The organism is Halomonas sp. ISL-56, assembly GCF_018612805.1.
GTDB lineage: Bacteria > Pseudomonadota > Gammaproteobacteria > Pseudomonadales > Halomonadaceae > Vreelandella.
This window is the reverse complement of record NZ_JAGGRO010000031.1, coordinates 52,292-75,886: the sequence shown is the minus strand read 5'-3', so window position 1 is coordinate 75,886 and position 23,595 is coordinate 52,292. Positions and strand designations below refer to the sequence as shown.

Here is a 23,595-nt window from a genome sequence, read left to right as displayed (position 1 = left end):
TCGGAGATAACGCTTATGCATTATGCCCCTCAGATTAAAATCCCCGCCACCTATATGCGTGGCGGCACCAGTAAGGGCGTGTTTTTTAAACTTAGCGATCTACCCGAAGCCGCCCAGCAGCCCGGCGTTGCGCGGGATCAACTGTTGCTGCGGGTGATAGGCAGCCCCGACCCTTATGAGAAGCAGATTGATGGCATGGGTGCTGCCACCTCAAGCACTAGTAAGACGGTGATCCTGTCCAAAAGCGAGTCTGCCGAGCACGATGTGGATTACCTGTTTGGTCAGGTCTCCATCGACAAGCCCTTTGTGGATTGGAGCGGCAATTGCGGCAATCTTTCTGCGGCGGTCGGTCCCTTTGCGATTGCCAATCGGCTGGTTGATTCGGCGCGTATTCCTGAAAATGGTGTGGCCGAGATACGCATTTGGCAGGTGAATATTCAAAAAACCATCGTCTCACGGGTGCCCATCGTTAATGGCGAAGTGCAGGAAACCGGTGATTTTGAACTGGATGGAGTGACCTTTCCCGCCGCTGAGATTCCGGTGGCCTTTATGGATCCTGCGGACGGCGAAGGGGCCATTTTCCCCACCGGTAATCTCATTGACCAGCTTGACGTTCCCGGCGTGGGGATACTGGAAGCGACGCTGATTAATGCCGGTATTCCCACCGTATTTATTAACGCCGCAGATATTGGTTATACCGGAGCCGAGCTGCAGGATGTTATCAATGGCGACAACAAAGCGCTGGCGATGTTTGAAACCATTCGTGCTTATGGCGCAGTGCGGATGGGGCTAATCAGTGACATAAGTGAAGCCGCCAACCGTCAACACACACCCAAAGTAGCCTTTGTTGGGCCCCCGGTGGATTACGTTTCATCGAGCGGAAAAAACGTGCAGGCGGTCGATATCGATCTGTTGGTGCGAGCGCTCTCCATGGGCAAATTGCACCACGCCATGATGGGGACTGCGGCGGTTGCTATTGCTGCTGCCGCGGCCATTGAAGGCACGCTGGTAAACTTGGCGGCAGGTGGCGGCAAACTTAATGCCGTAACCTTTGGGCATCCTTCGGGTAGCCTACGCGTCGGTGCAGAAGCAAACCTGATAGAGGGGCGTTGGCAGATTGAACAGGCGGTTATGAGTCGCAGTGCGCGGGTATTGATGGAAGGGTTTGTAAGAGTTCCTGGTGACAGCTTTTAGGATGCGTTCCTTGGGCCATACTGACTTGAGCCATACTGAGTAGGTGATTCAACAGCAGGAGAGCGCGCTATGATTTCCAGACCGTCTGCAAAATCTTCAGCCACATCAGAAGCCAATGAGCGGCCTGATTACGACCCCGAGTTACAGGCTATTGCCGACTATGTGCTCAATTATCAGGTGGAATCTCAAGAGGCATTGGAAACCGCCCATTACTGTCTGATGGATACGCTGGGCTGTGGGCTACTGGCGCTGCGTTTTCCTGAATGCACCAAGCATCTGGGGCCGATCGTGGAAGGCACTGTGGTGCCCTTTGGGGCACGGGTGCCGGGTACGTCTCTACGCCTTGACCCGGTGAAGGCGGCGTGGGACATCGGCTGTATCATCCGCTGGTTGGATTATAACGATACTTGGCTTGCCGCCGAGTGGGGCCATCCCTCCGATAACCTAGGTGGGATACTTGCCGTGGCTGATCATCTTTCCCAGCAGCGGGCAGCGCAAGGCGAAGCGCCGCTGGTGATGCGTGATGTGCTTAACGCCATGGTAATGGCCCATGAGATTCAGGGCGTATTGGCGCTGGAGAACAGCTTCAACCGTGTTGGCCTTGATCACGTAGTGTTGGTAAAAGTCGCTTCTACCGCGGTGGCGGCCAAACTTTTTGGCGCCAACCGCGAGCAACTACTATCGGCGCTCTCCCACGCCTGGGTAGATGGTCAGAGTCTGCGCACCTATCGCCATGCGCCCAACGCCGGTTCCCGCAAAAGCTGGGCCGCGGGGGACGCCACCTCACGGGGCGTGCGCTTAGCGGATATCGCCCTGCGCGGTGAAATGGGTATTCCCAGTGCGCTCTCGGCGCCCCAGTGGGGCTTCTACGATGTGCTGTTCAGCCATGCCAACAAAGGCTTAAGCCTCAAGCCTGAGGCTGACCGTCGCCTGCGCTTTCAACGTGAGTTTGGCAGCTACGTGATGGAGAACATTTTGTTTAAGATCTCCTTCCCGGCGGAATTTCACGCCCAAACAGCCTGTGAAGCTGCCGTGACGCTGCACCCGCAGGTGAAAGACCGCTTAGCTGAGATTGATAAGATTGTACTCACCACCCACGATTCGGCTATTCGAATTATTTCCAAAACCGGCGCGCTCGCCAATCCAGCGGATCGCGACCACTGCCTGCAATATATGACCGCGGTGCCACTTATTTTTGGCTCGCTGACCGCGGATCACTATGAAGATAGCTTCCATGCGACTCATCCGCTGATAGATGAGCTGCGCAACAAGATGGTGGTGGAGGAAAATGTCGAGTATTCGGCGGCTTACCACGACCCTGATAAACGCTCCATCGCAAATGCAGTACAGGTGTTTTTCCGCGATGGCACGTCAACTGAGAACATCGCGGTAGAGTATCCGCTAGGCCATCGGCGTCGCCGAGAAGAGGGGATGCCGCTGTTAGTTGAAAAGTTTGAGCGCCATTTAGCGACTCGCTTTCCGGCAAGTCGTTGCCAAACCATTGCACAGCTATGCAGTCAGCGGACAGCGCTTGAGGCGTTGCCAGTACACAAATTTATGGATTTGTGGATGATTTAAAGCGAGCTATAACAATGCCCGGCGGCTTATGCACACCGGGCTATTACGGTGGTTAACGAAGACTCACTCTACTCAAACGTGACTTGATCACGCATGCGGTCGACGGTGGCAGGACCAATGCCGCTGACGCGCTCAAGATCTGCAGCACTTTCAAAAGCGCCATTGGTTTCGCGCTCTTCAATGATCGCGTCCGCTCGGCTTGGGCCAATGCCCGGTAGTTCGGCCAGCAGTTCGGCGTCGGCAGTATTGACGTTAATCGGTGCTATTTCTTGGGCCAGTACGCTACTGGAAAGTCCTAAGCTAACGCTAAGCAGTAGTGCGGCCAACATTGCTTTAAATGTCATGTTCATCCTCAATGATCCTTTTAATAACGTTGGAGTACGTGGGTTGCATAGGCGACGTTGATAAGCGTCGCTGCATCACTAACTTAGCTTTATTGAAAGCGCGTTTCTGTAAGAGATCTATGACGGCGTTTGTAAGTTTTTTGCTATCGGCATATGGCAAATGGCTTACATATAGCTTTTATACTGAGGACGCGAGGAGTTGAAGAGAGGCTGATATAATGGTCTAAACCGTATTTGGAGTAACGTTGTGGTCACTGATTCCCCGATTATTATTGCCCTTGATTACCCTTCGCTAGACGCTGCGCTGTGTATGGCTGATCAGTTGGATCCCGCCCGCTGCCGAGTGAAAGTAGGTAAAGAGCTATTCACCCGCAGCGGGCCGGCAGTGCTTGAGGCGCTCCACGGACGCGGGTTTGAAGTGTTTCTAGATCTTAAATTTCACGATATTCCCAATACCGTTGCCAGCGCAGTGCAGGCGGCGGCGGAGCAGGGCGTGTGGATGGTCAACGTGCATGCAAGCGGCGGGCGGCGGATGATGGAGGCAGCCGTGCAACGCCTGGATCAACACGCCTTAACGACCCATTTAATCGCTGTTACCGTATTGACCAGTATGCAGGCCGATGATTTGACAGAGCTGGGTATTAACACCCCGCTCGCCGAGCACGTGGAGCACTTAGCGCTGCTTGCAAAGCAGAGTGGTTTGCAAGGAGTGGTCTGCTCGGCTCAGGAGTCCGCGCGGATTAAAACGCTATGCGGTGAGTCGTTTTTGAAAGTAACCCCCGGTATTCGGCCAAGCTTTGCAGCCGCTAATGATCAGCAGCGGACGATGAGCCCCAGCGAAGCCATTGAGGCGGGAAGCAGTCATCTGGTCATAGGACGACCCGTTACTCAGGCCGTCGACCCTATGGCCGCGCTGGAGGCGATTGAGGCCGAGTTGGCGCACCGCTAAACGATTAGCGGGGCTGACTATTCACCCTCTACGCCAATGACTGGCTTGATCGTGCCCCAGTAGCGGCAACTGGGGCACTGCCACTGTAACGCGTCGCTGGCAAAGCCACAGCGTTGGCAGCGGTGACGCGTTCGGTTAAGCAGCAGCGCATCGGTATGATGCTTTAATAGCAACAGGCGCGTATCAGGGGAAGGTTTTCCGCTAAGCCGCTGGCTTTCAATATACAGATCGATCAAATAATCCAGCCCGCCTAAGCTCGGCACAGCGCGCAATCGCTCACCGATTAACTCAATCGCTTTGTCGACACCGTCACGCTGATGTACGAGCTGCCCTAGCGCAATAATAGTACTGGTGTATGGCGCTTGCTCAAGTAGCCGATAAAGGTGAGCCTCAAACCCCACCTCATCATTATTGCGCAAATAGGCGTGCTTAAGGGCGGGCAGCATGGTTGGAATATGCGCTATCTCTTGGCCCGGTATGTTGTCTAATCGTTCAATTGCGCGGGCATAATGACCGTTGTCCATCTCTAATTCGGCCAGCAGCAGCGTGGCGCGAACGCAGTTTGCATCTAGTTGTAGGGCTCTTTTGAGATGTTTTTTAGCCAGTGGTCGGCTGGCTTCGCTAATGTCTTCCAGCGCCAGCTCACATAGCCAGTGAGCCGCGGGGCGTCGCATCTTAGGGTACTGTTTAAGCAGCGGCTGGATCACGTCGAAGGCTTGCTGCCAAGCTTTTTCGCGCTCTAATAAATCGACGAGCAATTGTTTGGCAGCATAGCGGTGGTCGTCATCACCGCTGTTTTCCAGCAGCGTATTGAGTAGTCGCTGCGCGCGGTCATGCACTCCAAGCGCCATAAAATCCCGGGCAAGCTCGAGCTGTATCTGTTCGTTGGTATGTTGCGAAAGGGCGGGCCGCGCCAATAGGTTTTGGTGAATGCTAACCGCTTTATCGGCTTCGCCTCGGGCGCGAAACAGTTTGCCGAGGGCGATATGAGTGTGAACGGTGTCGCTGTTGACCGAAAGCACGTTGATAAAGGTATTGATCGCTTCGTCGGGCTGCTCGTTAAGCAGGTAGTTAAGCCCGACGAAGTAATCACGGGAGAGCGCCTGCGAGGAGGACGCGGACGGTTGGGAGCGATGTCGGCGGCGTCCGACTTGGCGATAACCTAACCCGTAACCGATGGCAATGGCGACCAACAGTACGCTTAGCAGCGCGACATCCAGCATTTATGCCAGTTCCTTGAACTCCTGGGTGCGTAGGCTATCAAGCTCTTTACGCTGCTGCTTATTCTGTCGCTGACTGCGGGCCAGGGTGGCTTTTAATCGCACGTAGACGCCCAGCATGGCGAGCATGCCCAGAACAACGCCAAACACCAGTGTTGCTAGCAGCCAAACCGATAGCGATACCGCTGGCAGCTCCAGCCAAATAAGGTTCAAGGCAATGGTTTGCTGATTGTTAACGGCGAACAGAATACCTACCAGCACTACTATCAGTAAAATAACGGCTAGAAACAGCCCTTTGATCCAACGCATTTGAGTTTCCTAGTCTGTGACGTTCACGGTAGCGCTATTGTGTACGACTCGAGCCGCGCCGTCATCCCGCAGAAGGTCTAGGCTTCTATAAATCCTACTTAATAGTCGCGTTTTAGTAGCCAAGTGCTCGGCTAGCATCTACCTGCTCGCGTAGTTCCTTGCCTGGCTTGAAGTGCGGTACATACTTGCCTTCCAGATCAACGGCGTCGCCTGTTTTTGGATTGCGTCCTACCCGCGGCTCCCGGTAGTGCAGTGAAAAACTGCCGAAACCACGGATCTCAACGCGACCACCGCTAGAAAGAGAATCCGTCATATCGTCCAGGATAATACGCACCGCCGTTTCAACATCTTTGGCGGACAACTCCGGCTGACGCATCGCAATTTGTTCGATTAATTCAGATTTAGTCATCGGTTGGCTCCCTGCGAACATTGAAGGCCGTGGCGCTTGCGACCTCGCTAATTTCAAATTCAGCATACTGCGCAAATCAGTATAAAACAATTCAGATAAAACAAGGTTCTACACTAATTAACAGCATAGGTGATGGTGGGCGCTGGCGCGACCCTACAGCTTAGGTATACTGATTTTTCATTTCTTAGATCGGAGCGGCTGACGTTGAACGACGACAATTCCCCAGCAGCCATTTTGCGCAAACGGCTTTACTGGCACTCCCGGCGCGGTATGTGGGAGCTTGATCTGCTGCTTATACCCTTTCTTGAACAGCGTTTTGACCATCTCAGCGAAGCGGATCAACTTGCCTATCAACAGCTCATTGAAGGTGAGGATCAGGATCTATTTGTTTGGCTGATGCACCGGGAGTGGCCTGAGGAGCCTAGCCAGCGGCGTATCGTACAGATGATTATTGAGCATGCTGAAACCACCGATAATTCTGCCTATCGTACCCTCTAAGTATTGGCTACTTGCCCAATGTGGGCTGTTGTTCGGCATAGTGGCGCTGAGCTATTGGGTCGGGGGTAAGCCAGCAGCAATAGCAATGGTTATGCTAGGCGGTGTCCTTGGATGGCGCGGCTATATTCGTCAACCCAAAGGGGTGCTTTCGCTGGCGTCTGCAGCGCCACAGGTTCAAGGCCGCTGGCTGTGTGAGTCGCAGTCAGCGGAGGGTTCACTGACGCAAGGCGAGGGCCTGGGGGATGCGGATCAAGTACGCTGTGACTATTTAGGGCCCTGGTTAATAGGCCTGTATGTGGGTAAGCAGCGGGTTTGGCTCTGGCCGGATAGCGCAACTAAAAAAAGCCTGCGTGAGGTACGGCAGTTATTCCACCGCCCTGGCCGCTAGCGTTTTTTTCTCACGCTTGTGTTAAATCGGTTATCGAAAGCGAAGAGGCAACGGCTTTGGGTTGTTGGTGGGGCCAGTCGGTGGAGTAATGCAGCCCGCGGGACTCATGGCGTTGCAGTGCGGCGAGTACCGTCAATATGGCCAGTTGTAGTGTCTGGTGTAAGCGTTTGCCTTCCGGGGAGGTTAGGGCCCCTTCTAGTTCTTCCAGGCGGTTTAGTAGTGCCTTTAGGTTCGCTAGGGCGGCGGTTAGCCCGGTTGCGCTACGTACAATCGAAACATGCTGGCTCATGGTGGCGCGCATCTGTTGGCGTATATCACTGAGCACTGTCTCGGGCACGGCGGTGGCTGCGGCCCGCCCCGGGGGCTGAAACTCGCTACAACGGGTCGTTTGGTCGTGTTGTTCCGGCGCTTGTGTGAGCAACGCTTGAGCACAGCTGCGGGCAAATACTAAACACTCTAACAGTGAGTTGCTGGCCATACGGTTGGCGCCGTGGAGGCCCGTGCACGCGGTTTCTCCGATGGCATAGAGGTTGGCAACATCGCTGGCGCCTTGCAGGTTGGTGGCGACACCGCCGCAGCTGTAGTGGGCGGCAGGCACCACGGGAATGGCCTGCTGGGTGATGTCGATGCCTCGGGTGGCACAGTGCGCCAGAATAGTAGGGAAGTGGTGGCGAATCGCTTGTTCACCTAAATGGCGAATGTCCAGCCACACATGTCCCAGTGAGCTGTGCTGTATTTCAGCATCAATGGCGCGGGCGACTACATCGCGAGGGGCTAACTCGGCGCGCTTATCCAGCACCATCATAAACCGCTCTCCCGCCTCGTTAAGCAAATGACCGCCTTCTCCGCGAACTGCCTCGCTAATCAAAAACGCCGGGCCTTCAGGGTCAAACAGGCAGGTAGGGTGAAATTGCTGGAACTCCAGATTCATTAACCGAGCGCCCAGCTCTGCGGCCATCATCATGCCTTCGCCACTGCTCGGAGCGGGGGTAGTCGTGTGACGGTAAAGGCCGCTTGCGCCGCCGGTTGCCAGCACGGTATGGCGTGCGGTGATTGAGTGCCATTGGTGGTTAGTATCGTTGCCGTAGGCGCCGCGGCAAGCGCCTTGGTCATCTTGTAACAGGCCAACCACGGTTAGGTCGTTGCGCTGGGTTATGTTGGGATGTCTTGCAACGCTGTCTAATAGGGTGTCCACCACGGCGCGGCCTGTGGCGTCGTCAGCGTGGATTATACGCCGGGCATTGTGACCACCTTCACGGGTCAGGTGATAAGGGTAGCGCGCGGTGGGGTCGGGCTCGGGTGTAAAAGGAACGCCCTTATCAATCAACCACTGAATGGCAGCGGGCCCGTGGGTAACAGTAAAGCGAACGGCCTCGATATCACACAGCCCATCGCCAGCAATAAGGGTATCGTTGATATGCGCGTCGAGATCGTCATCCGGCGAGAGCACGGCAGCAATGCCGCCTTGGGCCCAGCGGCTAGCGCCTTGGTCATCTTGAGCGGGGCGCACCAGCGTTACTGACCTGTGATCAGCCACTTCCAAGGCAAGGGTTAACCCAGCGACGCCGCCGCCAATGATAAGTACATCGGATGTTGGCGTACTCATAGTGCCCGCTCCCTCTTGATACTGACCGAATTATTGCAAACCCTGAATGTTGCTAGCGTTGCCGATAGCAACTGGTTAGGAGGCAGGCATCATAGCGTGGCAATTCGCGTTTAGCGATGTTTTCGGATAAGAAATACGGGATGTTTGAACGCAAGAATAAGCGCAGCTTAGAGCAGCGTATAAAAATGAGTAAAATGAAAATAAACGAATATGGGGGAAACTGGAAGGGAGTAATCTAGTTTGTAAAATGGTGCCCGGAGCCGGACTTGAACCGGCACGGGGTTGCCCCCGAGAGATTTTAAGTCTCTTGCGTCTACCGATTTCGCCATCCGGGCTAGACATTACAAACAATCATACTGCAATGCTGTTTCGTGCTACTTAAAACATCACTGCTACACAAATATGGAGGCTGGAGTCGGAATCGAACCGGCGTACACGGAGTTGCAGTCCGCTGCATAACCACTCTGCCATCCAGCCTCAAAAGTCGTTGGAGCGGGAAATGAGATTTGACCGGGCTGGCGCACCAGATCACGACACTCGCCTTGTCAATATCTTTTACCACACATCCAAAATGGAGCGGGAAAGGAGATTCGAACTCCCGACCCTCGCCTTGGCAAGGCGATGCTCTACCACTGAGCTATTCCCGCTTGACTCGAGGGCGAATTATACGGATCACCGCCAAGTTGTCAATCAATTAATGCGCGCTCCTTATTGTCTTATCAGCAGCTTACATAGAGCGGCTAAGGTGCGGCCAGGCGGCTTTCAGGTACTGGATCATCGACCACAACGTCAGGATAGCGGCGCTATACAGCACTACAACGCCCAGCAGTGCAAATTCATGGGTCGGCGGAAGTGCCAGCAAGATTAGCAGCGACACCATTTGCAGTGTCGTTTTCAACTTGCCTACCCAGGAAACCGCCACCATGCCACGTTTGCCCATTTCAGCCATCCATTCGCGCAGCGCCGAAATGACAATTTCACGGCCAATAATGACCAGCGCTGGAAGTGTTAGCACCAGGGTGTCATAAAGCTCGATTAATAACGCCAGGGCCACGACCACCATGAGTTTATCGGCTACTGGGTCTAAAAAGGCGCCAAAAGGCGTTGACTGGTTCCAGCGACGCGCCAAATAGCCGTCCAGCCAGTCAGTGATGGAGGCCAATCCAAACAGGCCCGCCGCCACGGGCATGCTCCAGCTGAAGGGTAGATAAAACAGCACCACCAGCAGTGGAATAAAGGCGATTCTCGCCAGTGTCAATATATTGGGTATGTTCATCGCAGGGTGCGATCCTTGCCGGAAAATCAGAGGATTCGAAGTGTCTGGGGCTCATTCTATCCCCCTTGGTCGATAGCATCCATGCCAAACGGGCGTTTATCCGTTGAGTGCCCGATAAATACTTTCTGCTAACGACGCATTAATGCCCGGTACCCGGGCTAACTCATCGCGGCTGGCCTTTTGCACCCCTTGAAGGCCGCCAAAAAAACGCAGTAACTCGCGCCGACGTTTAGGGCCAATGCCGGGGATGTCCTGCAAGGTGGAGGTGCGTCGCGCTTTATCGCGCTGAGCGCGGTGGCCAGCAATGGCAAAACGGTGTGATTCATCGCGAATATGCTGTATCAGGTGTAAAGCGGGGGAGGCCGGATCCAGGTCGAGCGGGTTGTCAGCGGTTTCCACAAACAGGCTTTCAAGCCCCGCCTTGCGCGTAATGCCTTTGGCGACGCCCAATAACATTATGTTGGTGATGTCGAGTTGTTTAAACACCTCGCGGGCCATATTGAGCTGCCCCTTGCCGCCGTCGACGATCAAAATGTCGGGGGCAATCGCTTCGCCACTTTTTACTCGCTTAAGACGCCGTGTCAGGGCTTGTTGCATAGCGGCGTAGTCGTCGCCGGCGGCTACCCCCTCAATGCGGAAGTGGCGGTAGTCGCTTTTACGGGGGCCTTGATGATCAAATACGACACAGGAGGCAACGGTTGCCTCTCCGTGACTATGGCTAATGTCGAAACACTCCAAGCGTTGCGGCGTTTCTGCTAAGCCCAACGCTTTCTGCAGGGCGGTAAAGCGCTGGGTAAGCTGGGTTTGATTAGCCAGTTGCGAGGCCAACTGTTGCTCGGCGTTGGTAATGGCGAGCTGTTGCCACTGGGCGCGGTGACCGCGTACTTGGCTGGTAACGCGAATGCGCTTGCCTGCCTGCTGGGTTAGTGCCTCGGCAATCAGGTCGCTATCGTCGAGTGGATGGCTAGTAATTACTTCGCTGGGCACGTTGTGCGGTTGACCAAAATAGTATTGGCTAACTACTTCGGTGAGCAGTGTCTCTAGCGGCAGATCCAGGTCGTTTTTGGGCGTGTGATGGCGCGCCCCCAGCAGCCGGCCGTCGCGGACGCTTAGCACTGAAACGCCAAGCGCTCCGGGGCGCTGGGCGAGGGCGAAAATATCGGCATCTCCGCCGCCGGTGTCGACAAACTGACGCTGCTGAAGCTGTCGCAACTGTTGAACCTGATCACGCAGGCGAGCGGCCTCTTCAAAGTTAAGCGCCTGGCTAGCGGTTTCCATTGCTTCCATTAATTCTTGTGTAACACGCTCACTTTTACCTTCAAGGCACATTACCGCGTGTTCGAGATCCCGGCGGTAGTCTTCGGCGGAAATATAGTCGACGCAGGGGGCGCTACAGCGCTGTATCTGATATTGCAAGCAGGGGCGCGAGCGGTGGGCAAACACGCTGTCTTCGCAGTTGCGAATATGAAATATCTTTTGCATCAGTGCCAGGCTTTCGCGCACAGCGCCGCTGCTGGGGTAGGGGCCTAAGTAGCGTCCATCGTCGCTGCGTTGCCGGGCGCGTTTGTACTCAAGGGCCGGGTAGGGATGGCGGTCAGTGACAAATACAAACGGATAGGACTTATCGTCGCGCAGCAAAATATTGTAGGGCGGACGCAGTTGTTTAATCAGCGTTTGTTCGAGCAGCAGCGCTTCGGTTTCGGTACGCGTGACGGTGACTTGAACGTCAGCGATACGCCCCACCATGGCCTGGGTTTTGGTGTTCAACTGACCACGAAAATAGCTGGTAAGGCGCGTTTTTAAGCGCTTGGCTTTGCCCACATAGAGGGTGTTGCTTTGCTCATCAAGCATCCGATAAACCCCCGGTGAGGAGCTTACCGAGCTTAAGAACTGTTTTGAATCAAAGGTCATAGCAGCGTGTCGATACCCGATAACAGCAGGGGAGGGTGGGGTTATATTTGAGTCGCGTCAAACCCCTCTACCAGCCCGTGGCGGAGCGCTAGATGAGTCAGCTCGACGTCGGTGGCTACCGGTAGTTTATCAAACAGTCGATAACGGTAGGTATTGACCGTTTTAGGGCTTAGATGCAGACGATCGGAGATATCTTGTACGCGCTGGCAGTTCACAATCATAAGGGCGATCTGTAGCTCACGGTGGGAGAGATGGCTAAACGGATTATCCTCATCGGTAAAATGTGACATGGCCAGCCGTTGGGCAATTTGTTGACTTACATAGCGTCGGCCGTGGAAGACTTGGCGGATGGCATCGGTCATTTCTGTTGCATCTGCGCCTTTGCTCAAAAAGCCTGAGGCGCCGGCTTCCAGCATGCGACGCAGTACGCTGTCTTCCATATGTGCAGTTAAGATCAAAACCTTGACGTCTTTCATATTTCGGTGAATACGCCGAGTGGCCTCAAGCCCGCCAATGCCTGGCATGCGAATGTCCATCAGCACGATGTCGGGTTTTAAATGACGGCACTGGGTCACGGCACTTTCACCGTCGTCGACCTCGCCCACAATTTTAATGTCACGCTCTTCGTTTAGCAGGTGAGCGATGCTAGTTCTAACTAGGTGATGATCATCGGCGATAAGTACAGTGATCAATGGACAGGCTCCTGCATGGAAACATCATGGGCTCAGGCGTTGGCCTTGTACTCTAATGCATAGAGTGCCACAGCTAACGACAAAGGAGAATTAGTTAGCCGCGGATGATGTGAATACTTGACCAGGACAAAGGTACAACGTAGTATTCGCCTCGCTGTTGAAGGATAGCATGTGGGGCCTTAGCTCAGCTGGGAGAGCGCAACACTGGCAGTGTTGAGGTCAGCGGTTCGATCCCGCTAGGCTCCACCAAGTTAATCCCTGCCAAAACAATCTTTACCGAAATTCTAGAAAAAAGCCTCGTTATTCAGACGAGGCTTTTTTTATTGAAAAAAACGATTAGTCAGCGACTTTTCCTAGTAGTAAAAATTCAATCAGTGCTTTTTGGGCATGCAGGCGATTCCCTGCTTCCTGCCAAACTACTGCGCGGGGGTCGTCAAGCAGGGTGTGACTGATTTCTTCGCCGCGATGTGCGGGTAGGCAGTGCAGGAAGAGTACGTCTTGATTAGCCTGATCGAGCATGGCTTCTGTCACTTGGAACCCGGCGAAGTCGGCCTCACGTTTTGCCTGCTCCTCTTCCTGGCCCATAGAAGCCCAAACGTCGGTAGTGATCAGGTCGACCTGCTTTACCGCTTCCTGGGGGTCGTGTAGTAGCGTTACTTGATCGCCAGCGGCTGCCATAATATCGGCACGAGGCTCGTAGCCTTTCGGGCAGCAAATGCGCAGATGAAAACCGAACTGTCGAGCGGCATTTATCCATGAATGGCACATGTTGTTGCCATCGCCAATCCACACCGCTGTGCGTCCTTTTACACTGCCGCGTAGTTCAGTCCAAGTCATTACGTCGGCAAGTAGTTGGCAGGGGTGATAGTCATCGCTCAAGGCGTTAATCACCGGTACGCTGCTGGCGCTGGCGTAAGTTTCTAGCCCCGCGTGAGAGAAGGTACGAATCATTACCGCATCGACCATTTCAGACAGTACGCGAGCGGTGTCTTCAATTGGCTCGCCCCGGCCTAGCTGAGTATCGCGGGGGGAGAGGAAGAGTGCGTGGCCGCCAAACTGTGCCATTCCCGTTTCAAACGAAACCCGCGTACGTGTCGATGATTTTTCAAAGATCATCGCCAGGGTGCGGTTAGGTAATGGTGTATAAACAGGACCTTGGGCTTTGAGATTGGTTTTGATCGTAATGGCGCGCTGGATCAAATAGTCCAGTTCATCCGGGGTCAAATCTAGCAAGGTCAGGAAATGGCGTGTCGCCATAAGAGCTTCTCTCCGCGCAAAAACACTATCCTAGCGATGCTGCAGGGGATGCGCAACGCGGACGGCATGCGTAGAATGCCCTTTACACGTTAAAACCGAGCGCTCTACTCAGGTACTGGTCTTAAGAACCATATTAAGTACTAGTCTCAAGTCCTCATTACAAGGGCTAGGTTCACGAGCTAGGTTCAAGGGCTAGGGCCGAGCCAAGTAAATGAGTGAGAGAGCATCGGTCATTGATAAGCAAGGAGAATAGTATGGAGGAGAATAGTATGAGCACGACTGCCGAAAACATTCAGCGTCAAATTAGCGAAAACCCGATTCTGATTTACATGAAAGGTTCGCCCCAACTGCCCCAGTGTGGATTTTCTGCCCAGACCGTTCAGGCGTTGATGAGCTGCGGCGAGCGCTTTGCGTTCGTTAACGTCCTGGATAACCCTGATATTCGCGCTGAACTGCCTAAGATTGCTAACTGGCCCACCTTCCCGCAGCTGTGGGTAGAAGGTGAACTGGTGGGTGGCTGCGATATCGTGGTTGAAATGCACCAAAACGGGGAGTTGGAAAAGCTGGTAAAAGCTGCTGCTGAGCGTGCCGGTGCGGCGGAAAGTGGTGGTAACGCCTAAGCGTTGTCGAATATTCCGCCTGTTTCTGGCGGTTGGCGGGCTGCGGTGCAACCGCTAGAATGGCGTTTGTTATCGCATCGTCTTTGTTATGCATCGTGGCACTTGTCTCGCGCTGGCTCCAGCGCGAGACAAGTCTGCCCGCCGAAGGAAGTACAGCTTCATGAGTTATCAGGTTCTGGCCCGCAAGTGGCGGCCTCGCACATTCCACGAACTCGTGGGCCAGGCCCATGTTCAGCGCGCCTTGGTCAATGCCCTTGATCAGGGCCGTCTGCACCACGCCTACCTATTTACGGGTACCCGCGGCGTGGGTAAAACCACATTAGCGCGTATTCTTGCCAAGTGTTTGAATTGCACGGCCAATGGTCGTGGTGATGAAGGCGTTACCTCTACCCCGTGTGGACAGTGCGATAGCTGTCAAGCAATCGATGAAGGGCGTTTTGTTGATCTTATTGAGGTAGATGCGGCGTCAAGAACCAAAGTAGAAGATACCCGGGAACTGCTGGATAACGTTCAGTACGCGCCTACCCAAGGGCGTTATAAGGTGTACCTGATTGATGAGGTGCACATGCTCTCCACTAGCAGTTTCAATGCGCTGCTGAAAACGCTGGAAGAGCCGCCTCCCCACGTTAAATTTTTGCTGGCGACCACCGACCCGCAAAAACTGCCGCCGACGGTGCTCTCGCGCTGCCTCCAATTTACCCTCAAACATATGCCGCCAGAGCGTGTGGTTGAGCACCTTACCTATGTGCTGGGTGAAGAGGGCGTCGCCTTTGATGAGAGTGCCTTGTGGCTGCTGGGTAAAGCAGCGGAAGGCTCAATGCGCGATGCCATGAGCCTAACCGACCAAGCCATTGCATTTGGTCAGGGAGCCGTCCGTCATGCGGATGTGGCTGCCATGCTAGGCACCTTGGATCATCGCCATATTCTCGGTTTGGCAGAGGCCCTGGCCGATGTAGATGTGCAGCGGCTGTTAGCCGAAGTCGCTCAGTTAGCTGAGCAAGGCCCGGATTTTGCCGCGGTGCTGGATGAGCTATCAAGCATGTTGCACCGTTTGGCGGTGGCACAAATGGTGCCTGACGCCGTAGATAACAGCCACGGTGATCGTGACGTTATCCTGCAGTTGGCAAGCCGTTTCACCGCTGAAGATGTTCAGCTCTATTACCAGATTGGTATTCAGGGTCGCGGGGACATGGTGCATGCCCCTGATCTGCGTAGCGCGTTAGAGATGACGCTGCTACGCATGCTGGCGTTTCGCCCTCAAGGCGTGCCGAAGCCTCCACGTACTCCTCTACCTCTCCGCCGGGAGCCTTCAGAGGCAACTGCGACTGATGTGAGTGCTCAAGCGTCAGTGGTAGAGACAGCATCACGCGAGTCGCAGCCTGCGGCAGAAGCTGAAGCCCGTTCAGGCGCTCAACCAGAGTCTCAGTCAAAGCCGCTGGCGGAGACTCAGCTTCAAACGTCCGTGCCTTCCGCTGAAGAGGAGCCGCCGCTGCAAGAGCCACCCCCATGGACAGTCGAAGCTGATGCAGCAGTGATAGAGAATGAAGCTGCCCAGCAAACCGCAGAGCCAGCGGCGATGGCTGAGCCGGAACATGCTGCTGAACCAGAGCCAACCTTAACGCCCGGCCCCGCCTCTGAGCCCGAGGCCTTGGAGCCCACCACGGCTGAGCCACCCACAGCTCAACCAGAGGCACTTTCTGAAGCCATTCCAGAAACCCGGCCAGAAGCCATTCCAGAAACCATTCCAGAGACTGTTCCTAAAGTCGTTTCTGAAACCGTTTCTCAAACCCTGCCAGGCAAGTTGGATAATACTAAGTGGTTGGAGTGCTTTGACTCCCTGGGCTTGGGTGGCTTAACTCGTAACCTGGCGGGCAATTGTTTGGTCGAGGGTGACGACGGCACGCTGCTGACGCTTCGCCTAGACCCCAGTCAAGAGGCCATGCAGGCGGAGGTGCACCAAACGCGCATCGAACGGGCGCTGAAAGAGCAGGGCATGCCCCGGCGCATAGCGTTTTACGTGGCCGAGTTGTCTACTAGCATGGAAACACCCCGGCAGCGCGAAGAGCGCCTTAATAAAGAGCGTCACGCCCAGGCGGTTGATCTACTCAATCACGACCCCCATGTACAGAAGTTACAGCAGGCATTTGGTGCAAAGCTGATAGAATCCAGCGTAAAGCCTGCCGACGCGGCACGCTAAACGCTTTTAATTCAGCCGAGACAGCAACTTTTTTAACTAGAACGTTTTATTAACAGTTTAACTACTTACGTTGGAGATAAGGCCATGTTTAAAGGTGGAATGGGCAATTTGATGCAACAAGCCCAAGAGATGCAGGAAAAAATGCAGCGCGCCCAAGAAGAAGTCGCTAATACCGAAGTGCAGGGCGAGGCGGGTGCCGGAATGGTTAAGGTTACCATGAACGGTCGCCACGACGTTTCCAACGTGTCCATTGACCCCAGCGTCATGGAAGAGGACAAAGAGTTGCTGGAAGATTTGTTAGCAGCGGCGGTCAACGACGCAGTACGCAAGTTGGAAGTTAGCTCTAAGCAGAAGATGGAAGAAGCAACGGCGGGCTTGAACCTTCCCCCCGGCTTTAAGATGCCGTTCTAAGCAATGCGCTTTTCTCCTCTCGTTGAGCAGTTAATGGATGCTTTTCGCATACTGCCAGGCGTTGGGCCTAAAACGGCCCAGCGTATGGCAATGCATCTACTTGAGCGCGAACGGCCAGGTGGGCAGCGACTTGCTGCGATTATTCAACAGGCGATCGAAGAAGTCGGTTATTGCCAACGTTGCCGCACGCTCACCGAGGCTGATATTTGCATGCTGTGCGAAAGCCCGCGTCGTGATGACGCGCTGCTTTGCGTGGTAGAGTCGCCTGCCGATCAACTGGCGATTGAAGAAGCCGGTGGCTTTAAAGGCCGCTACTTTGTGCTTCACGGCCACCTTTCGCCGTTAGACGGCGTGGGGCCAGAGTCGATTGGTTTAGACTTGCTGGAAGCGCGTGTTGCAGAAGGGCTCATTGAAGAGGTGGTGTTGGCGACTAACCCTACCATCGAGGGTGAAGCCACTGCCCACTATATTGCTGCGCTGCTATCCGAACATGGCGTCAAACTTTCTCGGCTTGCCTATGGCGTGCCCATGGGTGGTGAGCTGGAATACGTTGATGGCGGTACCTTGAGTCGTGCCTTTAATGGGCGTCTGCCGTTTGCCAGCGAATAAGCCTACCTAAAACGCAAGCGCTAAAGCGTTTGCGCCAACTTGGAAGAATGCTTTTGTCCTCTCTTACTCCCTCTTTTCAATGGCTTGATACCCCAGATGCGCTTGATACAGCGTGCGAGCAAGTTGCCGATGCCTCTGTAATTGCACTGGATACCGAGTTTTTCCGAGAGAACACCTTTTTTCCAGTCCCTGCGTTGATTCAATTTACCGCCGGTGAAGAGGCTTATCTGATTGATCCAGTGGCCGTCCCGTGTACCGATAAATTCCGCGCCCTGCTGCAAAATAGTGCCATCAAGTTACTGCATTCCTGTAGCGAAGACCTGGAAGTCTTTCAGCACTGGGCGGGGGTACTGCCTGAGCCGTTAATCGACACCCAGGTGGTACAGGGGTTCTTGGGCGAAAACCCAGGCATGGGGTATCAAAAGCTGGTCGAATTTTGGGTGGGTGAAACCCTGCCTAAAGAGGAAACTCGTTCAAACTGGCTAGTGCGCCCGCTGTCGCCAGCGCAGTGCCATTACGCCGCGCTGGACGTTATCTATTTACTCAAAGTCTGGACGCTACAGGCTGAAAAGCTTGCCATGCTTGGGCGCCGCGAGTGGGTAGACGATGAGTGCGCTAACCTAATCGAACAGGCCGGGCGCAGTGTTGATAACGATCAACAGTGGTATACCCGCCAACGTCAACTATGGCGCCTCACTCCCCGTCAAATGGAAGCGTATCGGCTGATGACTACGTGGCGTGAAGGCGAAACTCGCCGTCGCAACTTGCCGCGTAATTGGTTGATTAGTGACAAACTGCTGTTTGCGATCGCCGAAAAGATGCCCAGTAATCGCTTCGAACTCGCAGAGGTGGAAGGCGTTAAACCGATGCTAATCAAAAAAGAGGGCGATGCACTGCTGGCGATGGTTAAACAAGCCCTGCACTGCGATGAAGCGGGACTACCCAAGCGTTGGCCAGACCCCATGCACCCGACATTCAAGTCGCGTTTTAAAGCGCTCAAGAAGGCGGTAACCGACAAAGCCAATGACTTAGGGGTGGCGCCAGAAATGCTCATGCGCCGCCGCGATATTGAAACACTGGTGATGCAGGACTTGGCGGGGGAACCTTACAGCTGGCCGAGCGGTTGGCGGGGCGAGTATTTGAATACCGCGTTAGCCAAGGCTCTTGAGGAGCGAACAGCATGAGCGACAAACTGATTTGCGAGGTTTTTAAAAGCTCGCGTAAAGATGAAATGTATTTATACGTCGATAAGCGTCAAGGGTTGGCCGATGTCCCAGAGCAACTGCTGGAAACCTTCGGCAAGCCGGTGCCGGTGTTTACTATGCTGTTGACCGCTGACAAGAAATTGTCGCGGGTGAATGCAGTAGACGTAGTGGAAGGCATTAAAGATAAAGGGTTCTATTTGCAAATGCCACCGCCTAAAGAGGCCTATTTGCTCGACGTGCATCGCGCCCACGTTGCTTCACGCGCTAATAAAGCGTCACCATAGCCGGCTATGAACTTTCTTGCCCATGCCTGGTTGGTGAGTGCTGGTAGCGATGATTTTCTCTACGGCAATTTAATTGCCGATGGGGTTAAGGGTCGCGATTTAAGCGCCTGGCCTAGCGCCATTGCGCTGGGTATTCGCCATCACCGCCGGGTGGATGCCTGGGTAGATAGCCATCCTAGCGTCATTGATGCACGGCGGCGTGCGCCAGCTGGTCAGCGTCGCTATGCGGGTATAGCGCTGGATATGGTGTGGGATCATTTTCTAGCCCGGGATACTGCAGGGATGGCGGATCAAGAGGCGATTGTTGAGCGTTGTTATCGGCTACTCTCCGCACGGCCCGCGCCGAACCGGCTGGCAGGTATGATGCCGATTCTCGTCGAGCGCGACTGGCTAAGAAGCTATGCGGACTTTTCCTTTACCTGTCGGGCGATCGCAGGAATTGGCCGGCGTTTATCTGGCCCCAATCAGTTGGCTGCTTTAGTGCCTTGGCTGTACGATGATTATCAAGCGTTAGAGAGCGATTTCCGGACACTATGGCCCGCGCTATTAGCCGAGTTAAGCCACCAAGATACATCCCCATAATAAAGAATTTTTCCGTGACAATGAGGCAGGCGAAGATGGAAACCGCGATGCGCGAACGTTTTTGGGAGCGCTTTACCCTTGAAGAGCTAACGCCCCAGGAGTGGGAAGCGCTATGCGACGGCTGTGGGCAGTGCTGCCTGCTGAAGTTGCACGATGAGGATACCCAGGAGTTGGCGGTGTTGAATGTAGCCTGTCGCCTGCTGGATATCCACAGCTGTCAGTGTAGCGATTATGCCAACCGTTTTGACACTGTGCCCGACTGTACTCAGCTGACGCCTGCGTTGGTTAAAGAGTTTACCTGGTTACCACAGAGCTGTGGCTACCGGCGGGTGGCGGAAGGGCGCAAGCTGGCGGGTTGGCATCCGCTGTTAAGCAATGACGCCGAGCGGGTTCACCGCAAAGGGGTCAGTGTGCGCAGCTTTGCGGTGTCCCAGGATGAGGTGCCAGAGCAGCAACTAGAGTCGCATATTATTGCTGTACTGCCGATGTGACTGAGCCCCGCCTTGCCGTTAACCAATTGCATAGCGCCTCGAAGGGCATGGGGCGAGCGAACAGGTAGCCCTGAAAAATATCGCACTTCAAGGCCACCAACTGTTGGTGCTGTTGTGACGTCTCTACTCCCTCGGCTACCACCATCAGTTCTAGATGGTGCGCAAGGGCAACTATGCCTTGCACGATGGCGGCATCCTTGCTGTTGTTGGCAATATTGTTGATAAAGCTGCGGTCAATTTTTACCTTATCAACGGGTAAGTGGCGTAAGTAGCTCAGGCTTGAAAAACCAGTACCGAAATCATCAATCGCAACACTGATCCCCATCTCGCGCAGCGCATGCAGCCTAGCAATCGCAGCGTCGGTATCGTTCATCAATATGCCTTCGGTTAACTCAAGTTCTAGCGACGTTGCGCTGAGCCCAGTGGCTGCAAGCGTGGTGCTGAGCGAGCTTAAAAAACTTGGCCGGTGAAACTGCATCGGCGAAAGGTTGACCGAAATACGGCAGTGGCTGGGAAGCTGCGGCTGAAGAATGAGAAAATCCCGTGCGGCGCGCTCAATCACCCATTGGCTTAAGGCGATAATTTGCCCTGTCTCTTCTGCAATGGGTATAAATAGATCTGGTGAGATCGCGCCTTTGACCGGATGATTCCAACGTACCAGTGCTTCAAAGCCCTGAACGTTTCCATCGATTGCTAACAATGGTTGGTAATGCAGCTCAAACTGTTCATTTAGAATGGCTTCCTGCAAATCGTTTCTTAGCGTCACTCGTTGCGTGAGCTTTTGATTAATATCCTGAGTGAAGGTTTGCAAGGCGTTGCGACCTTGCTGCTTGGCCTTATACATCGCCATATCAGCTTGCTGGAGTAACTCTTCAGGTTGCGTCAGATGTTTGTCATTAAGCGCAATACCAATGCTCGCCGAAAGGTAGAGTTCGTGGCGCTCAATGCGGTAAGGCAGAGCAAGCGCTTCGAGCAGGCGCTCGGCAATTTCTTCTGCTTGCTGGGGGCTTTCAAGATCCGGTAATAGCAATACAAACTCATCGCCCCCGAAACGACACAGGGTATCGGAAGGCCTGATGGCTTGCTCAAGCCGCCTGGCAACGTTGATAAGCACTTGGTCGCCAATGCCATGCCCGAGCGTATCGTTGATCGGTTTGAATTCATCCAGGTCAATAAACAGTACCGCTAGCTGCTGCTTATGACGCCGTGCAAGTTCGACGTCATGGCGCAAATGATCTTCAAACAGAGCGCGATTGCCAAGGCCTGTTAGCACATCGTGGGTAGCATGAAAAGCGAGTGCGTTCTCATGATCCCGGCGCTCAGAGATATCGTTTATGCTGCCGACAAAGTGCGTTACTTGGCCTTCAGGACTTCGCACTGGAGAGAGAAATAAGTTGTTCCAGAATGCTTGACCGTTTTTACGATAGTTGCGGAGGGTCATGGTGATATCGTGTTGCTGCTCAAGGGCATGCTGTATATCAGCAATTTGCTGTGGGTCGGTATCTGGGCCCTGTAAAAAACGCCAGCTGCGACCTTGTGCTTCTTCAAGCGTATAGCCTGTCATGTTCACAAAGGCAGAGTTTACATAAAGAATGGGGTAATCCGTTTGCTGAGCCTCACAAATTAAAATGCCGTTGCTACTGGCTTCCAAACTGCGTTGATAGATACGTAGCTGAGACTCCTTTTGGCGCAGCGCAGTCATCTCTTTGGCAATTCCGTAAACGCCTACGACTTGATCCATTACCACGGTCGGTAAAAACGACACATCTAACTGGTGTGCGTTGCCCTGTTGGTTGATGACCTCTAAGTCAAAGCGCTGGGCAATACCTAATAATGCTTGTTGGAAGGCGGCATCCACGATGGGGTGATGTTCAGGGGCGACAAAGTCTTTCCAATGACGACCAAGAATCTGTGTTTCGTTAGTTTCAAGAAGGGTGAGCATGGATCGATTGACGCTTAAATGATAACCGCTCAAATCTAGCGAAAACACCGCATCAGGGTTTTGTGTAAACAGCGAGCGAAACCGTTGTTCGCTATCCTGCAGGGTCTTTTTTGCTTTCGAAAGTTCACGCGTGCGTTGAGCCCGGGCAGATATCAAGGCAAAGCTGAAAACCAGCTGGTAAGTGAGCAGCAGCCCTGAAAGCCCCACCCCAGCGGCTATAAAGTGAGCTAGTTTTATGGGCGGGTTGGGGAGTTCCGAGAGAGCCAAATTGATGATCGTTCCTCCCGGTAGCACCATTGTATGCTCAGCGAGCATTGGCGGCTGTGGCCCGAGGAAAGAGGCTTGTAATAGGCCATTCCCTTCATGAATGAGGGAGCCGTTGGAATGGGTTATATGCAGCGAATAAGTGCTATTAACCACACTGATTTCCCGCTTGATAAGTAGCGCTAAGTCGATGGCAGCCACGAGCTGATAGGGCTGCTCTGGCTGCTTGACAGAGAGCAGCGCTAGCGTAGGGCGTTCATAGTCGGGAAACGACCACTGGATGACATTTCGCTGCTGATTAAGCCAAGTCAATGTTGCTAATGTGCTCAACTGCTCATCAAGCCAAAGTAGAGCACTGTCATGGCGAGAACGGCGCCATAGATCATTGGCCGTAGGATTAAAGTACGCAATGGCTAATATGCTTGGATAATCTGTCCAGTAGCGCTCAACCTCCCGGTTTCGCGATGTGGGGTCGGCAAAGACCTGGCGCCACCGTTCTGTTAAGCGCTCTAGTACGATTGCCCGCGACGTCAGCATTTGATCAATATTGACCGCAATACCTTCCAGGTTTTGCTGTGCGTTTCGATGCATGTCTTCATGCTGGTTCCAGCTGACTAAAAACCAGCCTCCCATGCTCAGGCTAACCCCAAGGATTCCTGCCAATACAGCGGCACTGCTTAAGGATGTTTTCAAGTGAGGAACATGCAGGCTCACCATCATCATGGCAATGCCAAATAAAAAGCCGATCAGGCCGGGGATCAATGCGCTGGCGCGGGGTAACCAGGCGGGCACGGGCCACCCATGATGGGCCGCTAAAGTAATACAGCCAACCATCCATAAAAATAGCCCACCGAGTTGCCAAATACGGCGCTGCCAACGTCCTTGAGGGCCTACCCAGAGACAAAATGCAGCCATAAGTAATATCGGGGCGGCTTGACTAGGCAGGCGTTGATGACCACTCAGCAAGGAGGCTGCGCGATATGAAGGGTCTAGGGCATTGTGTACCAATGTATAGCAGGCAACCGCGGCGAGTGCGATGGAGGTTGCTTTGCGAAAACGTTCAAAGCCAGCCATCACTGCGCTGAGGCCTAGTCCACACAATAAAATCACCAGCGCGCTATCGGGTAGCAGAGCGAGCGATTGAGGCTGGTGAACGTCAGGAAAAAAGCCCAGCAAAAAGCCACCTGCACCAATCACAATGGTGGACACCAGCAGCATAAGTAAGCCCGCTTGAAGTGCAAGTTCGCGATTATTAACGTCCATTAGCTATTATGTATGCATCCAGTGAAGGGTGTATTGACGGCTGTTTACATAAGGTACCTTTAGAAACCAATAGCTCACCAGGGGATATCATCAACG

Annotated in this window: 23 protein-coding genes and 4 tRNA genes; 14 read left to right on the top strand and 13 right to left on the bottom strand. The window is 54.0% G+C overall.

The window, feature by feature from the left end:
- Window positions 1–15: 15 nt before the first annotated feature.
- Entirely contained in the window at window positions 16–1,194 is a 1,179-nt protein-coding gene (gene prpF / locus J7J49_RS21525; RefSeq protein WP_215095563.1) for a 2-methylaconitate cis-trans isomerase PrpF, read from the top strand.
- A gap of 69 nt (window positions 1,195–1,263) precedes the next feature.
- Window positions 1,264–2,772 carry a 2-methylcitrate dehydratase gene (gene prpD / locus J7J49_RS21520; RefSeq protein ID WP_215095561.1) on the top strand — a complete coding sequence of 503 codons (1,509 nt, stop codon included), beginning with the start codon at window positions 1,264–1,266 and terminating at the stop codon, window positions 2,770–2,772.
- 68 nt (window positions 2,773–2,840) lie between these two features.
- On the opposite strand, the gene J7J49_RS21515 is transcribed toward prpD, so the two are convergent.
- Window positions 2,841–3,122, bottom strand: a complete 282-nt coding sequence (locus tag J7J49_RS21515) for a ComEA family DNA-binding protein (protein WP_215095559.1) — start codon at window positions 3,120–3,122, stop codon at window positions 2,841–2,843.
- A gap of 241 nt (window positions 3,123–3,363) precedes the next feature.
- On the opposite strand from J7J49_RS21515, the gene pyrF reads away from it, so the two are divergent.
- On the top strand, window positions 3,364–4,065 hold the full coding sequence (pyrF, locus tag J7J49_RS21510; protein WP_215095557.1) for an orotidine-5'-phosphate decarboxylase: 702 nt from the start codon (window positions 3,364–3,366) through the stop codon (window positions 4,063–4,065).
- 17 nt (window positions 4,066–4,082) lie between these two features.
- Here pyrF and lapB read toward each other — a convergent pair whose 3' ends face one another.
- The 3 genes from lapB to J7J49_RS21495 form a co-directional block, all read right to left on the bottom strand.
- The gene (lapB, locus tag J7J49_RS21505; RefSeq protein ID WP_215095555.1) at window positions 4,083–5,288 is read right to left on the bottom strand and encodes a lipopolysaccharide assembly protein LapB; all 1,206 of its coding nucleotides are present in this window, start codon (window positions 5,286–5,288) and stop codon (window positions 4,083–4,085) included.
- Window positions 5,289–5,594, bottom strand: coding sequence for a LapA family protein (locus J7J49_RS21500; RefSeq protein WP_064233644.1), 306 nt, complete (start codon window positions 5,592–5,594; stop codon window positions 5,289–5,291).
- Window positions 5,595–5,706: 112 nt separating this feature from the next.
- A complete protein-coding gene (locus J7J49_RS21495; protein ID WP_007113226.1) occupies window positions 5,707–6,003 on the bottom strand; it encodes an integration host factor subunit beta in 297 nt (98 codons plus the stop codon).
- Window positions 6,004–6,207: 204 nt separating this feature from the next.
- Between J7J49_RS21495 and J7J49_RS21490 the strand changes: the two genes are divergently transcribed.
- Together J7J49_RS21490 and J7J49_RS22630 are read left to right on the top strand one after the other, a co-directional pair.
- A complete protein-coding gene (locus tag J7J49_RS21490) occupies window positions 6,208–6,501 on the top strand; it encodes an FAD assembly factor SdhE (RefSeq protein WP_064233645.1) in 294 nt (97 codons plus the stop codon).
- A complete protein-coding gene (locus tag J7J49_RS22630; protein WP_251048447.1) occupies window positions 6,461–6,889 on the top strand; it encodes a hypothetical protein in 429 nt (142 codons plus the stop codon). The genes J7J49_RS21490 and J7J49_RS22630 overlap by 41 nt, the downstream gene beginning before the upstream one ends.
- Window positions 6,890–6,899: 10 nt before the next feature.
- Here the strand turns inward: J7J49_RS22630 and nadB are convergent, their stop codons facing one another.
- The 7 genes from nadB to uvrY form a co-directional block, all read right to left on the bottom strand.
- The gene (nadB, locus tag J7J49_RS21480) at window positions 6,900–8,495 is read right to left on the bottom strand and encodes an L-aspartate oxidase (protein ID WP_215095553.1); all 1,596 of its coding nucleotides are present in this window, start codon (window positions 8,493–8,495) and stop codon (window positions 6,900–6,902) included.
- Window positions 8,496–8,743: 248 nt separating this feature from the next.
- A tRNA-Leu gene (locus J7J49_RS21475) sits at window positions 8,744–8,830 on the bottom strand.
- A 68-nt stretch (window positions 8,831–8,898) separates the two neighbouring features.
- Window positions 8,899–8,972: transfer RNA gene (locus J7J49_RS21470), tRNA-Cys, on the bottom strand.
- A 95-nt stretch (window positions 8,973–9,067) separates the two neighbouring features.
- Window positions 9,068–9,142, bottom strand: a tRNA-Gly gene (locus J7J49_RS21465).
- An 80-nt stretch (window positions 9,143–9,222) separates the two neighbouring features.
- Window positions 9,223–9,771 carry a CDP-diacylglycerol--glycerol-3-phosphate 3-phosphatidyltransferase gene (gene pgsA, locus J7J49_RS21460; RefSeq protein WP_064233647.1) on the bottom strand — a complete coding sequence of 183 codons (549 nt, stop codon included), beginning with the start codon at window positions 9,769–9,771 and terminating at the stop codon, window positions 9,223–9,225.
- Between the two features lie 96 nt (window positions 9,772–9,867).
- Window positions 9,868–11,682 carry an excinuclease ABC subunit UvrC gene (uvrC, locus tag J7J49_RS21455; protein WP_215095551.1) on the bottom strand — a complete coding sequence of 605 codons (1,815 nt, stop codon included), beginning with the start codon at window positions 11,680–11,682 and terminating at the stop codon, window positions 9,868–9,870.
- A 41-nt stretch (window positions 11,683–11,723) separates the two neighbouring features.
- Complete coding sequence (gene uvrY, locus J7J49_RS21450; RefSeq protein WP_064233649.1) at window positions 11,724–12,374, bottom strand: UvrY/SirA/GacA family response regulator transcription factor; 651 nt, start codon at window positions 12,372–12,374, stop codon at window positions 11,724–11,726.
- A gap of 173 nt (window positions 12,375–12,547) precedes the next feature.
- Between uvrY and J7J49_RS21445 the strand changes: the two genes are divergently transcribed.
- Window positions 12,548–12,623, top strand: a tRNA-Ala gene (locus tag J7J49_RS21445).
- Between the two features lie 87 nt (window positions 12,624–12,710).
- On the opposite strand, the gene argF is transcribed toward J7J49_RS21445, so the two are convergent.
- Window positions 12,711–13,631, bottom strand: a complete 921-nt coding sequence (argF, locus tag J7J49_RS21440) for an ornithine carbamoyltransferase (protein ID WP_064233650.1) — start codon at window positions 13,629–13,631, stop codon at window positions 12,711–12,713.
- Between the two features lie 269 nt (window positions 13,632–13,900).
- Between argF and grxD the strand changes: the two genes are divergently transcribed.
- The 8 genes from grxD (at window position 13,901) to J7J49_RS21400 (ending at window position 20,030) form a co-directional block, all read left to right on the top strand.
- The gene (grxD, locus tag J7J49_RS21435) at window positions 13,901–14,251 is read left to right on the top strand and encodes a Grx4 family monothiol glutaredoxin (protein ID WP_064233651.1); all 351 of its coding nucleotides are present in this window, start codon (window positions 13,901–13,903) and stop codon (window positions 14,249–14,251) included.
- A gap of 160 nt (window positions 14,252–14,411) precedes the next feature.
- On the top strand, window positions 14,412–16,448 hold the full coding sequence (dnaX, locus tag J7J49_RS21430) for a DNA polymerase III subunit gamma/tau (RefSeq protein WP_215095549.1): 2,037 nt from the start codon (window positions 14,412–14,414) through the stop codon (window positions 16,446–16,448).
- Between the two features lie 84 nt (window positions 16,449–16,532).
- Entirely contained in the window at window positions 16,533–16,859 is a 327-nt protein-coding gene (locus J7J49_RS21425; protein ID WP_064233653.1) for a YbaB/EbfC family nucleoid-associated protein, read from the top strand.
- A 3-nt stretch (window positions 16,860–16,862) separates the two neighbouring features.
- Window positions 16,863–17,468, top strand: a complete 606-nt coding sequence (gene recR / locus J7J49_RS21420) for a recombination mediator RecR (protein ID WP_064233654.1) — start codon at window positions 16,863–16,865, stop codon at window positions 17,466–17,468.
- Window positions 17,469–17,515: 47 nt separating this feature from the next.
- Complete coding sequence (rnd, locus tag J7J49_RS21415; protein ID WP_215095547.1) at window positions 17,516–18,652, top strand: ribonuclease D; 1,137 nt, start codon at window positions 17,516–17,518, stop codon at window positions 18,650–18,652.
- On the top strand, window positions 18,649–18,957 hold the full coding sequence (locus J7J49_RS21410; RefSeq protein ID WP_215095545.1) for a YcgL domain-containing protein: 309 nt from the start codon (window positions 18,649–18,651) through the stop codon (window positions 18,955–18,957). Before rnd ends, J7J49_RS21410 begins: the two co-directional genes overlap by 4 nt.
- Window positions 18,958–18,963: 6 nt before the next feature.
- Complete coding sequence (locus J7J49_RS21405; RefSeq protein ID WP_215095543.1) at window positions 18,964–19,539, top strand: acyl carrier protein phosphodiesterase; 576 nt, start codon at window positions 18,964–18,966, stop codon at window positions 19,537–19,539.
- 35 nt (window positions 19,540–19,574) lie between these two features.
- Window positions 19,575–20,030 (top strand): YcgN family cysteine cluster protein, encoded by a 456-nt coding sequence (locus J7J49_RS21400; protein ID WP_064233658.1) that lies wholly within the window; start codon window positions 19,575–19,577, stop codon window positions 20,028–20,030.
- Here the strand turns inward: J7J49_RS21400 and J7J49_RS21395 are convergent.
- Window positions 20,008–23,499, bottom strand: a complete 3,492-nt coding sequence (locus J7J49_RS21395) for an EAL domain-containing protein (protein ID WP_215095541.1) — start codon at window positions 23,497–23,499, stop codon at window positions 20,008–20,010. The genes J7J49_RS21400 and J7J49_RS21395 overlap by 23 nt on opposite strands.
- Between the last annotated feature and the right edge of the window lie 96 nt (window positions 23,500–23,595).